10 protein-coding genes are annotated in these 12,315 nt (G+C 48.8%); 3 read left to right on the top strand and 7 right to left on the bottom strand.

From position 1 onward, the window contains the following. Window positions 1–22 precede the first annotated feature (22 nt). A complete protein-coding gene (locus ACU1JV_RS19190; RefSeq protein ID WP_013373091.1) occupies window positions 23–253 on the bottom strand; it encodes a glutaredoxin family protein in 231 nt (76 codons plus the stop codon). Between the two features lie 58 nt (window positions 254–311). Further along, window positions 312–1,253 (bottom strand): thioredoxin-disulfide reductase, encoded by a 942-nt coding sequence (trxB, locus tag ACU1JV_RS19195; RefSeq protein WP_013373092.1) that lies wholly within the window; start codon window positions 1,251–1,253, stop codon window positions 312–314. A gap of 281 nt (window positions 1,254–1,534) precedes the next feature. Here trxB and ACU1JV_RS19200 point away from each other — a divergent pair, with 281 nt between their 5' ends. Beyond that, the gene (locus tag ACU1JV_RS19200; RefSeq protein ID WP_013373094.1) at window positions 1,535–2,266 is read left to right on the top strand and encodes a ZIP family metal transporter; all 732 of its coding nucleotides are present in this window, start codon (window positions 1,535–1,537) and stop codon (window positions 2,264–2,266) included. Between the two features lie 82 nt (window positions 2,267–2,348). Here ACU1JV_RS19200 and ACU1JV_RS19205 read toward each other — a convergent pair whose 3' ends face one another. Together ACU1JV_RS19205 and ACU1JV_RS19210 are read right to left on the bottom strand one after the other, a co-directional pair. Then, on the bottom strand, window positions 2,349–2,810 hold the full coding sequence (locus tag ACU1JV_RS19205) for a hypothetical protein (protein ID WP_090738208.1): 462 nt from the start codon (window positions 2,808–2,810) through the stop codon (window positions 2,349–2,351). Window positions 2,811–2,820: 10 nt separating this feature from the next. Next, on the bottom strand, window positions 2,821–3,375 hold the full coding sequence (locus ACU1JV_RS19210; RefSeq protein ID WP_165082543.1) for an NAD(P)H-dependent oxidoreductase: 555 nt from the start codon (window positions 3,373–3,375) through the stop codon (window positions 2,821–2,823). Window positions 3,376–3,510: 135 nt separating this feature from the next. Between ACU1JV_RS19210 and ACU1JV_RS19215 the strand changes: the two genes are divergently transcribed. Then, on the top strand, window positions 3,511–4,146 hold the full coding sequence (locus ACU1JV_RS19215; RefSeq protein WP_013373097.1) for an HlyD family secretion protein: 636 nt from the start codon (window positions 3,511–3,513) through the stop codon (window positions 4,144–4,146). Window positions 4,147–4,155: 9 nt separating this feature from the next. Further along, complete coding sequence (locus ACU1JV_RS19220) at window positions 4,156–5,679, top strand: DHA2 family efflux MFS transporter permease subunit (protein WP_129549990.1); 1,524 nt, start codon at window positions 4,156–4,158, stop codon at window positions 5,677–5,679. Between the two features lie 159 nt (window positions 5,680–5,838). Here the strand turns inward: ACU1JV_RS19220 and ACU1JV_RS19225 are convergent, their stop codons facing one another. The 3 genes from ACU1JV_RS19225 to ACU1JV_RS19235 form a co-directional block, all read right to left on the bottom strand. Continuing rightward, window positions 5,839–7,821 carry a heavy metal translocating P-type ATPase gene (locus ACU1JV_RS19225; RefSeq protein ID WP_318652735.1) on the bottom strand — a complete coding sequence of 661 codons (1,983 nt, stop codon included), beginning with the start codon at window positions 7,819–7,821 and terminating at the stop codon, window positions 5,839–5,841. A gap of 305 nt (window positions 7,822–8,126) precedes the next feature. Beyond that, window positions 8,127–9,563: a PEP-utilizing protein gene (locus ACU1JV_RS19230; protein WP_413987014.1), complete on the bottom strand. Its 1,437-nt coding sequence runs from the start codon at window positions 9,561–9,563 to the stop codon at window positions 8,127–8,129. 304 nt (window positions 9,564–9,867) lie between these two features. Further along, window positions 9,868–12,297: a heavy metal translocating P-type ATPase gene (locus ACU1JV_RS19235; protein ID WP_413987015.1), complete on the bottom strand. Its 2,430-nt coding sequence runs from the start codon at window positions 12,295–12,297 to the stop codon at window positions 9,868–9,870. Window positions 12,298–12,315 lie beyond the last annotated feature (18 nt).

A 12,315-nucleotide genomic window follows, 5' to 3' on the forward strand; every position in this document is an offset into this window, starting at 1 on the left:
CGTTGTCTGCTATAAGGTTGGATTAAGCGTTCAACACTTTTTCAAACTTGGTTTTGTTCATACCGGAAATACGTTCTTCTCCGATCAAAGTCAATGGAACAGCGCGAATGCCCATATCCCAAACCTCTTGCGCAAAAGCTTCATTGGTTTCAATGTTGCGTTCTTCGTATTCGACACCTTTTTCAGCCAGGTAGCTTTTTACTTGACGGCAATGCGGACAGTTTGTAGATGTGTAAACTATTGCTTTTTCCATGAATATCACCTCATCATTTATTTTGTTACATTATATTTATTCATACTTCCAAATATCATTACAGGGCCAGTGCGCTGTGCTCCAGACTTTCGATGTATTTCTCGCTGTCCATAGCAGCCATACAACCACTACCTGCTGCGGTAATCGCTTGTCTGTAGCGTGTATCCTGTACGTCGCCACAAGCGAATACGCCAGGCACGTTTGTTTCGGAGGTACCCGGATTGACGACGATATAACCGTTCGCATCCGTTGTAATTTGTCCTTCGAGGAAGCCTGTATTCGGATGATGACCAATTGCCACGAATACGCCGCTCACTGTAATGATTTCCTCTTTACCTGTTGCGTTGTTTAGCACTTTCAAGCCAGTTACTCCGTTTTCGTCTGCAACTACTTCGACAGGAGTACGATTGAGCGCCCATTCAATTTTGCTGTTCGCACGAGCACGATCCTGCATAATTTTAGAAGCTCTCAATTCTTCACGACGATGTACCAACGTTACTTTGGAAGCAAAGCGAGTCAGGAAATTAGCTTCTTCCAGTGCAGAGTCCCCACCGCCGATAACAACGATTTCTTTGCCGCGGAAGAAGAACCCGTCACAGGTAGCGCAAGTGCTCACGCCGCGTCCGATATTATCTTGTTCACCGGGTATCCCCAGGTATTTGGCAGTCGCCCCTGTGGAAATAATCAGCGTATCGGTAACCAGTTCACCCAAACCTTCTACATCCAGTGTAAATGGACGAGCAGTTGTGTCTACCTTGTTCACCCAGCCTGTGCGGAATTCAGCGCCAAAACGCTCCGCTTGCTTACGCATATTATCCATCAAATCAGGTCCCATGATTCCTTCAGGAAAGCCTGGAAAATTCTCAACTTCTGTAGTCGTGGTTAATTGTCCACCTGGCTGTGGTCCCTCGATTACCAGCGGGTTCATATTAGCACGTGCCAGGTAAATAGCGGCGGTCAAACCGGCAGGGCCGGTACCTATAATAATGGACTTGTACATATCTTGGTTCCTCCTAAAATATCATAAGTATTATATAGCGAGTTTTCGGTACCGGGCGCTGGGCTGCTGCATATACTCTAAAAGTAGTGCCAGCAGAAGCTCATCCCAAAAAGTGGACACCCGGATGTTGTAAAAACGAATTACTTGTTTTCTAGCTTCTTATGACTTAGACTGATTCTAAATCCTAATTTCATTATGCGGAAAGAGCTGTAGACAGTCAAATGAAGTTTTCATGAAGCGAAGTTTAAAGATAAATGAGGTATGGAGGGATTATCCCGATTATGAATGACGTTTTCGTAGGTAGCTTAATTTCTGCCCTGTCCACCGGACTCGGCGCCGTACCTATATTGTTTATGCGTAATATCACGCATCGGCTTCGCGATGTTCTGCTGGCTTATGCCGCAGGAATTATGACCTCTGCATCCGTGTATAACCTGATTCCAGAAGCGATCCAGCATTCCAATTGGTTCGTGCTGACTGCGGGAATTTTGCTTGGTTGCCTCGTATTACTGGTGATGGAAATGTATATCCCCCATGCCGATTTGGAGGACCCGGATTCCAAAACTTTTCAATTGGAGTCCAAATCTTTTCTCATTATTGCAGCTATTACGTTGCACAACTTGCCGGAAGGGCTCTCTGTTGGGGTCAGCTACGCGAGTGAGACTCAGAATCTAGGCAATCTCATTGCCTTCTCTATCGGTCTGCAAAATGCCCCTGAAGGCTTTATTGTAGCGTTATTCCTTGTGAATCAAAACATCGGTCGTTTCAAGGCATTGGGCATTGCTACCCTAACGGGAGCTGTGGAAATCATCACCAGTCTGATCGGCTTTTATTTAAGCAGTTGGGTGAACGGACTGGTGCCGTATGGCCTTGCTTTTGCCGCCGGGGCTATGATGTTTATTGTCTATAAGGAACTGATTCCCGAAAGTCACGGGGACGGTAACCAGCGGATCGCCACATTCTCTTTTATTCTTGGCTTGATTACGATGATCGGGCTAACCGAATGGCTATAGCCGCGCAGCACAAAAAGGCTGCTTTTCTGCCTGTAATTCAGACAGAAAAGCAGCCTTTTTGCCATGTTCAAATGATGGGACCTCATTTTTTTTGGTTCATGGAACGCAGTGCTTCACGGTACTGTTCGTCCTTACTTTTGGAAGTCCCTTTCTTCCCATTGGATCTTGGGGAACCTCCATCCTTTTCTCCGTCCTTTCCAGCAAAACCACGCAAAGCTGCACGATAATCCTGATCCCCGTAAGCACCTTCTATGTTCTTGCGATCTTTTTCCACCTTCATATCCGTTTGGATATCAGGCAACTTCTGATGCTCCTTGGCACGATGTTCTTCAACTTCGGAATCCTTAGGCGGCATCTCTCCGTTATGTTCCGCTAATTCATGCGCCTTGGGTTCCACTTGCACAGGATAAGGACGTTTACTTCTTTGCCGGGATTCCTCTTGGCTGGGGCGATTCTTGGCCGAGGACTTGCGCGTCATCTTTGTGTTAAATACCAGCAAAAAGATCAAGGCAACCACAGCTACTGCGATAAAAGCAATGGTCATCGGCGGCCTCCTATTCTCTTTCAGCGCTACGGTACCGTCCCGCCATCTCAGCAACCCGTTTGCCCAAAGAGCGACCTAACGCAAGATCATCGTCCGTTGGAAGGTTGGGCGGTCCATCGGGGTCTGTCTCCACCGGACATGTTACCCCTACACCGTAATAGGAGCCGTAGAGCGCATTTTCCGTGATGCTAGCGGGCAGGCCTACAATAATCATGCCTTGATGAAGCATAGGAGTAATCAAATTCAAAAGCGTTGATTCCAATCCACCATGAACGGTAGCAGTTGTGCAAAATACTGCACCGATTTTGTCCACCAGCTTGCCCTGCGCCCACAAATATCCGAGCTTGTCAATCCAGCTCTTCAGACCGCTGCTGATGGTACCAAAATGACCCGGGCACCCCCATATGATCGCATCCGCGCTTACTAGCTCATTCACATCGGCCTCATTAACATGCTTTAGCGCCACTTCTGTGTGATCTAGACGTGCGCCTTCTGCGATCGAGCGAGCGAGACGTTCGGTATGTCCATTTTCACTGTCATATACAATCATGATTCTGGTCGTCATTATGCGCATCATCCTTTATCAGCATGATCATCCTTTTTGCATACGCTCTTAACCTTTCCCAGAATCCATCTGAATATTATGAATCGTTTGACGCATACTTTGAACATCCAAAAACACTAAGGAGGCATGCACAATATGAATTCGCGCGCCATATTAGTTAATCTGCTAGTAATTATTATTATTCTGGCAGGAGGTGGAGCCGCCGCCTATTACTACAATCAATCCGCCAACTACATAAAAACCGACAATGCACAAGTGAGCGGACAAGCAGTTACTGTTGCCTCTCCAAGCGGAGGAAAGCTCACGGGCTGGAACGCTGAAGTTGGTAAAACGTACACCGCTGGCAGCTCGCTTGGTAGTGTAGAGGGAGGCGGAAGCCGGATCAGCGTTACGATCCCGACTGACGGTACCATCGTACAGCAAACTGCAGTCAACAACTCAGTTGTCGGGGCGGGCACACCTTTAGCGAAAGCATTTGATCTGAACAATCTTTGGATTACTGCCAATATAGACGAAACGGCTGTGCAGGATCTCCAAGTAGGCCAGACCGTAGATGTGTATATTGATGCTTACCCAGATACATCCCTGACCGGTAAACTCGAAAAGATCGGTCTGGCAACCGCATCCACCTTTTCACTGCTGCCCACCTCCAATACCACTGCCAACTATACCAAGGTGACGCAGGTCGTGCCTGTCAACATTTCCATTCAAGGTTACAAGGGCCTAGGTATTATCCCGGGAATGAGTGCAACAATCAGAGTTCACAAGTAGGAGGCTGTCATGGATCAAAAAATGTCCGTCGGACGCATTCTGTCCGTGCTACTGCTAGGCGCCTTCATTTCGATTTTGAATCAAACGCTGCTTAACGTGGCTATTCCACACTTGATGAATGACTTCAATGTATCTGCCACAACCGTTCAATGGTTATCCACCGGATATATGCTAACAAACGGAATTTTGATTCCTATCACTGCTTTTCTGATTGAGTCATTCGGAACACGTGCACTGTTCATCTCCGCGATGGGGTTATTTACTGCCGGGTCTGTCGTCTGTGCTGCCAGTACCGGCTTTGCGCCTATGCTGGTTGGACGTGTTATCCAGGCCAGCGGAGCAGGCATCATCATGCCTGTGGTCATGAACGTTTTCCTGACTGTGTTTCCTCCAGAAAAACGGGGCGCTGCCATGGGTACTATGGGAATCGCCATGATGTTTGCCCCGGCGATTGGACCGACTTTATCCGGCTATATTGTGGAGCATTACAGCTGGCGGCTGCTATTTTTACTCGTTATTCCGCTGGCGGTCATTGATATTCTGTTTGCCATACGCTGGCTCAAAAATGTATCCAAGCTAACGAAACCGAACTTTGACCTGTTGGGAACCATCTTCTCCACCCTTGGGTTTGGCTTCCTGTTGTATGGCTTTAGTTCGGCTGGAGACAAAGGCTGGAGTAGCAATACGGTAATCCTTACACTCGCTGCCGGGGTTGTGTTTATTGTATTGTTTATCGTGCGCGAGCTAAATATGATACAGCCGATGCTGGAGTTCCGTGTGTTTAAATATGATATTTTTACTGTATCAACCTTAGTTGGGGCTACCGTCAACATGACGATGTTCGGCGGGATGCTGCTACTGCCAATCTATTTACAAAATATACGCGGCTTTACACCGCTGCAATCCGGTCTGCTGCTGTTGCCGGGTGCACTGCTGATGGGTGTGATGTCACCGATATCAGGGGCAGTATTTGACCGTATAGGCGCAAGGCCGTTGGCGATCATTGGACTGATCATTACAGCAGTCACGACATGGGAATTTAGTCTGCTGACCGATGCCACCACCTACGGACATATTATGATCATCTATACGATTCGCAGCTTCGGAATGTCATTGCTGATGATGTCCGTCCAGACGGAAGGGCTAAACCAGCTACCTGCCCATCTCGGCAGCCATGGTACTGCCATGTCCAATACAGTACGGCAAATCGCTGGATCTATCGGTACCGCTTGGCTTATTACAGTAATGAGTAGCCGGACTACAGTTCATATGGCAGATTATGCGAATGTCGCTACCACAGCGAATGCTTCTGTAACGGAAGGCGTATCGCAACTGGGACAAACCCTTGCACAATCGGCGGGTATTTCTGCGGAAAGCGGCTCTGCACTCGCGCTACAACAGGTATACCGAAGCGCTGTTACAGAATCGACGATCCATGGCATTAATGATGCCTTCATCATTGCAACCGGGATTGCGCTGGCGGGATTATTGTTTTCCCTGTTCTTGCGGCGATCTACACCGCGTCATAGATAGGTGTACAGCAGTCGCAAATTAAAGATATGAGATGAACCTGCTTTGCATACAAAATAGACTGATACTGCCAAAGAAGGAGCATTCATCCCCCTTGGATGTAAGAGGGTTGAATGCTCCTTCTTGTTTGTAATCTTGTGATTTGTGAATTGGATTATGGTCTTATGAGCGCAATAAACGCAGGCCGTTCAAAATGACAAGGAGTGTGCTGCCTTCATGTCCAATGACCCCAAAAGGCAGGGCTATATCTTGCACAAAGTTACTGATCACCAGCAGCACAATGACACTTACCGCGAAGATCATATTTTGTTTGACCACTCGCTGCGCCTTGCGCGCCAGTGCTATCGTCGGAGCAATCTCCTCGATTCCGTCGTTCATTAGCACCACATCTGCAACCTCCAGTGCTGCTCCGCTGCCATGCATCCCCATGCCCAGTCCTACGGTTGCTGCGGTCAAAGCCGGAGCGTCGTTCACACCGTCGCCGACCATAACGACATGCCCGTATTGCTCTCGCAGCATGCGAATATGACTGACTTTGTCCTCCGGCATTAAGCCAGCATATACGGCGTCGACTCCAGCCTGCGCCGCGATCACGGCAGCCGTTTCCGGTCGGTCTCCAGTCAGCATGACGACCCGGATACCCTGTGCTTGCAGACGTTTCACGGACTCTTGTGCCTGTGGACGCAGCTCGTCACGCAGCGCCAGCATCCCGGCAATCCGATCATCCGCAAGAATGATGGATACGGTTTTGCCCTCGGCTTCCAGTCGGGCCCGACTCTCCACCCACTCTGGTCCAGCCAGAAGGCCAGGTTCATCCAGTACATTCGTGCGACCGATTTTCCATTTCACCCCACCTATGATGCCTTCCATTCCCCATCCGGTAAGAGCCTGCACTTGCTCGGCTGTGAGAAGCTCTCTCTGTTCCAATTCAGCTTCGGCTTTGGCTACAATCGCTCGTGCCAGCGGATGTAAGGAATAGCTTTCGATTGTCGCGACAATGTGCAATAGCTCATCAGCATCGTAATCTGGGGCGGTAATCCAGTCCGTGACCACGGGTGAGCCCTTCGTTAACGTGCCCGTTTTGTCAAAAGCAACGACAGATGTCAATGCCATATTCTCCACATGCGCGCCACCTTTGAACAGAATGCCCCGCCGGGCACGGTTGGAAATGGCCGATAGCATCACTGGCATAATGGATGACACGAGCGCACAAGGTGAGGCCACGACAAGGAACACCATCGCCTTGTAAAAAGCCGCTGCCCATGTCCAGCCCAATACAATGGGCGCACCTACAATGACGATCAACGTGACGGCAACAACAATTCGGGCGTATACCGATTCGAATGTTTTAATAAACCGCTGGGAATCGGGAACTTCGGTCCGTGCCTCTTCTACCATACGAATAATTTTTGAAAATAAAGTATCTTCCGAGGACTGGCTGACCTCCACATACAGCACGCCTTCTCCATTGATGGTGCCTGCATATACTTCGTCACCTGCCATCTTGTTTACCGGAACAGATTCCCCGGTAATGGATGCCTGATTCACTGCCGACACACCTTTGGAGACTCGACCGTCCGCCGGAATTAGTTCGCCCGGCTTAACCAGCAGCAGGTCGCCTGGCAACAGCTGCTCAATGCCAACCGTTTCTGTTCCCTCGTGAGACAAGCGCAAAGCTGTTTCCGGCTTCAACGCCATGAGCTCGGAAATATCCTTACTACTACGCTCCGTGGTATAGCTCTCCAGCGCACCGCTGAGTGCAAAAATAAAAATCAGCATGGCTCCTTCATTCCAGTAGCCAATGGCCGCAGCTCCTAAAGACGCAGCGATCATGAGTAAATTAACATCCAGATCATGTTCTCGGATCAGGGTTTCAATCCCTTCTCTGGCTTTGGACCAGCCTCCAAGGGCATAAGACACCACATAGAGAATGACGGATAGCCATTGCCACCAATGTGAAACCCCCCATGCCATCAGCATTAGTATTCCACTGCCTAGAGCAGCCTGCATCTCCTTATTTTTCAGCATGCTTTTGAGCTGAAATTGCGGCTTGCGATTTGGACCGGGGCGTCCGCTGCCACTGTTTTTTGAAAGTGCTCGGTTAGAGGGAGACAATGTATCTTGTAGTCGTTGAACTGCTTGCATCATGTCACGTTCCTTTCCATTTTTTGTTCCTTGTACTTGCATTTCATTGAGAATGATATCCATTGTTAAGTGCCCTAAAATAGCACATGCTGCTTCGGGAAGCCCGAAGCAGCATGTTTGGCAATGAGAATGATAATCATTTTTGCATCTATACAATTATTTTGGCTTAGAGAAACTTTTGTTTTATTATATACCCTTTCTTTTCCGCTTGTAAACTGCTAATAGCCTAAATAAAAAAGATACCCGCGTAAACAACGCAGGTATCCTCAATATTTCAAAGCGTTCTATCACATAAATTCTTCAGGCTAAAGTGGAAACTTCCACGCATGGGTGTGTGCAGTTTCTGAAGTGTGTTGCCGATTGGCTTGCTGTTGCAGCCTCCAACGCGCAGCCGCAAGACGTACAGTAGGAACTGCTGGGTCTGAGCAAATGACCCCCGTTAGCTCGTTCTCCCAGATCCAATTCCCATCTAGGAAATGGTGAATTTTATCTATCGCCACCCATATAGGAACCTCAGGCTTTACACGCCGAACAGCTTCCATTATGCGTTTTATCGTATCATTAGCATTCTCATGCCCATCAGCAACAGATGGAATCAACGGATCCCCAGCTCTGATACCATCAGATGGAGCTGATAAAACTTCTAAAATGACCGTATCGGCAAAGCGTGCCAAATCTGCGGCTTGAGCCGCCTGCTTGGTCTGTCGTGCGCTCACTTCGGACATGTCATCGGCGTTGTCCGACTTCTCCGACTGTGCGGATTGCTCATCCCCTATTTGACCTGCATTAGGCAGCAAACTTGTATCAACCGTCAAAAGTACACCTACCCGATATGGAACGCACCGCAGGCGGCCACATAACGTTTGCTCGGCAACGCCGTCAATCCAGTCTCGGATGGTCTGGAACTGGTTTACGTCAGTAGGATTGCGTACCATAATCTCCAGCCGTGGTTCTCCTCCCTGTCGCATGCTTCGCAACGCTGCACGCAGTAGGGCCTCCAACTGCATATCTTGCAGGCTTCCAATGCCCACTGCATTGTTCTGCTCAGTCAAAGCTATAGTCAACGGCAATCCGTCCAGCAACTCAAACAAGCCTTCGTACTCTGTTTCCAGCAGGCCAATGATTCGTCGGGACAGGTGCTCACACAATCCAGGCAAACCAGATGCTTTATTAAATGTTGTGTACGTCTCGGATGCACGGGAACCGGGGACAAGGATGGGATCGGGCTCCCCGGCAAGGGCATGAATCTTTTGTCCAGACTCTGCCGCGTCCAAATAGGCATAGCATAATTCCCTCACGCGGCCGGATGCCAGTGACAATGGACCATGCAGAAGGCTATAACCGTCAAGATCGCGTATTCCTGTACTTTTACGACTCATACTTGCAGGAGCATCAGCATAAAGCCGTATGGAGGTGTCGCTGTATTCATCGCTCCATTTTAGTAGTGTGTCCATGGCTTGCTCTGTATCATTGCCGTTATTCAGCATCGATTCTCCAAGTAATTCCGGGTTTGCAGCCAGCAATGCCTCCGCTCGACTGATTGCACCCTGCTCGGCTAAACCAACCAGCCAGCCCAATGGATCTTCCTCCTGTGCAGCAGATACTTGATGGCTTCCTGCTCTTAGCGTCTCCATAGCCAATCTCCGTGCAGCAGACTTCTTACCTGGCTCTGGAACGTTGCAATCCCTGCTGTTTATGCCACCCAACAGCTCTGCGAATACATGCATCAGTTTAGCCTCCATGCTATTAATCCATCCTTTCTTTCGTCAGCAAGTTGGCACACACGAATTCGAGTACCCCTCCAAATAAAGAAAACGCTTACTCATTACTGAGCAACCGAATGTTACGTGGGCCTTACTTATTAAGTCCCTACCTTAAACGTATTAGGCCCTCCCCACATTTATACATCTCTGCACAACTACTATATATGAGAAAAATAGATCTATACTGCGGAAAGCACATGTCTGCACAAAAAAGGCAGCTATAAAGAAACACCCCCTGTTTTCATAGGATGCCTACATCCAATGTTAACGGGGGGTTCCCTTTTTATTCGTCAGTACCAACCTTCAGCACACGCATCACATTTAATACAGCTAGCAGTGTTACACCAACATCGGAAAATACAGCCTCCCACATGGTAGCAATACCAAACGCGCCCAATGAGAGAAATACTACTTTGACACCTAGCGCAAATATAATGTTTTGCCATACGATACGGCGTGTGCGTTGAGCAATATGAATCGCCGTCACCAGCCTTGAAGGCTCGTCGTTCATGATTACGATATCTGCTGCTTCAATTGCAGCGTCTGAGCCCAAACCACCCATCGCCACACCAACATCTGCCAAAGCAAGTACAGGTGTATCATTAATTCCATCGCCTACAAACAAGATTTTATCGCTCGTTTTTTTACTTGCAGACAACTGCTCAATGGCTTCGGCTTTATGCTGAGGCAACAGTTCTGCCCGTACTTCATCCAGGCCTAACTGACGTCCTACAGCTTCGGCAACTGTCCGATTGTCACCTGTTAGCATGATGGTTTTTACCACCCCCAGCTTTTTCAGCGAAGCAATCGTCTTGGCCGCGTCCTCCTTAACCTCATCCGATATTAGAATGCACCCGACATACGTTCCGTCTACAGCCACATGTACGACCGTTCCTTTATCCAATGGTCCTGCTTGCTGCGCCACATTAAAAGCAATATGCTCCCGCTCCATCAGCTTAGCGTTTCCGGCCAATACCAAGCGCCCATCGATCTGAGCCTGAATCCCGTGACCGGATATTTCGCTATATTGCTGGACTCGCTCCGTTTGAAGTTCATTGCCATAAGCTTCACGCAGAGAAGCTGCGATAGGATGCGTGGAGTGCATCTCGGCCAATGCAGCAGTCTCCAGCAGACTTTCCTTCGTAAAAGTTTCGGCAGGATAAATCCCTGTCACGTGGAAAACACCTTTGGTGAGCGTACCTGTTTTATCAAAAACAGCATATTTCACATGATTCAGGGCTTCAAGATAATTACCGCCCTTGATCAGCACACCTGAACGGGAGGCTGCCCCGATTCCGCCAAAGAAGCCCAGTGGAATAGACACCACCAGCGCACACGGACAAGAAATAACGAGGAAAACAAGCGCACGATATAACCAATCTGCAAACAATGCACCCGGCACAACCAGCGGAGGAACAACCGCCAGCAATAACGCTACAATAACCACTACAGGAGTATAATATCTGGAAAATTTCGTGATAAACTTTTCAGTCGGCGCTTTTTTGGCACTCGCATTTTGCACCAGTTCCAAAATTTTAGAGACCGCGGATTCACCAAATTCTTTGCTGACCTCTACCGTCAGAAGTCCGTTCGTATTCACAAATCCACTCATCACGCTGCTTCCCGGCTCAACGGTACGAGGCACAGATTCACCGGTCAACGCCGAGGTATCGACATGCGACTTGCCTTCTACAACCTTACCGTCCAGCGGGATCTTCTCACCCGGCTTGATCACTATCAAATCTCCAATACGGACCTCTTCTGGGGACACCCTTCGTACGGACTCAGCCGTCTTCAGGTTGGCATAGTCTGGTCTAATATCCATCAGATCGCTGATGGACTTACGTGAACGGTTAACTGCAATGCCTTGGAATAGCTCTCCGATTTGATAAAAGAACATGACAGCCACGCCTTCGGGGTATTCCCCAATAGCAAATGCGCCCACCGTAGCCAGCGTCATCAAGAAATACTCATCAAAGGCCATTCCACGCACCAAGCTGCGTGCAGCCTGCAAGACAACATCACCGCCAACGATGATATATGCCACTAAAAATAGAGCCAGCTTGCCCACACCTTCGACAGGTAACCACCAGGCAACAGCCGCAATAACCGCTCCTATGGACAGACGTGCAATCATGCGGCGCATACCGTCCGTACCATGATCATGCGTATGCCCGGCATGACTATCGTCATCATGCGAATGTGAATGTGAATGAGCATGGGTAGCTTCACCATGATCGTGCACTGCATGGTGATTGTGGTGCATGTGTGCATGATTACCGTGGTCGTGCCCATCGTGTGCGTCATGTGCTTCATGGCTATGACCACCATGACTGTGAGCAGCATGCTTTCCATCATTGTGATTATGTCCTTCACCATCATGGTCATGACCGCATGCGCAATCCTCTGTGCAGCTTGCCTCTACTGCACCAGCGCCACTTCGACTGTCTTCGCGCAAGCGTCCACCCGCACTTTTGGCAACCATCCGAACATGAGGCTCAAGTCTGTGGACCTTCCGTTCCGTTTGGCGAAAAACCTCTTCTTTTTGATCCGAAGTTGTGGTCATCGTCAACGTTTTTGTTACAAAATTGACCGAGCAATCAAGGACCCCTTCTATTTTACTGACTCCATTTTCAATCTTTAGAGCACAGTTGGCGCAATCCAAACCTTCCAAAACCCATTCATGCCGTTCATTTCTTTTTAGAGCATCCATAATAATTGGCCTCCAATT

The organism is Paenibacillus sp. T2-29 (genome assembly GCF_052921365.1).

What these genes read in the sequence shown, in the direction of transcription:
- ACU1JV_RS19190 (WP_013373091.1), bottom strand. Translation starts at nt 253, where the DNA reads ATGGAAAAAGCAATAGTTTACACATCTACAAACTGTCCGCATTGCCGT.
- trxB (WP_013373092.1), bottom strand. Translation starts at nt 1,253, where the DNA reads ATGTACAAGTCCATTATTATAGGTACCGGCCCTGCCGGTTTGACCGCC.
- ACU1JV_RS19200 (WP_013373094.1), top strand. Translation starts at nt 1,535, where the DNA reads ATGAATGACGTTTTCGTAGGTAGCTTAATTTCTGCCCTGTCCACCGGA.
- ACU1JV_RS19205 (WP_090738208.1), bottom strand. Translation starts at nt 2,810, where the DNA reads ATGACCATTGCTTTTATCGCAGTAGCTGTGGTTGCCTTGATCTTTTTG.
- ACU1JV_RS19210 (WP_165082543.1), bottom strand. Translation starts at nt 3,375, where the DNA reads ATGACGACCAGAATCATGATTGTATATGACAGTGAAAATGGACATACC.
- ACU1JV_RS19215 (WP_013373097.1), top strand. Translation starts at nt 3,511, where the DNA reads ATGAATTCGCGCGCCATATTAGTTAATCTGCTAGTAATTATTATTATT.
- ACU1JV_RS19220 (WP_129549990.1), top strand. Translation starts at nt 4,156, where the DNA reads ATGGATCAAAAAATGTCCGTCGGACGCATTCTGTCCGTGCTACTGCTA.
- ACU1JV_RS19225 (WP_318652735.1), bottom strand. Translation starts at nt 7,821, where the DNA reads ATGCAAGCAGTTCAACGACTACAAGATACATTGTCTCCCTCTAACCGA.
- ACU1JV_RS19230 (WP_413987014.1), bottom strand. Translation starts at nt 9,563, where the DNA reads ATGGAGGCTAAACTGATGCATGTATTCGCAGAGCTGTTGGGTGGCATA.
- ACU1JV_RS19235 (WP_413987015.1), bottom strand. Translation starts at nt 12,297, where the DNA reads ATGGATGCTCTAAAAAGAAATGAACGGCATGAATGGGTTTTGGAAGGT.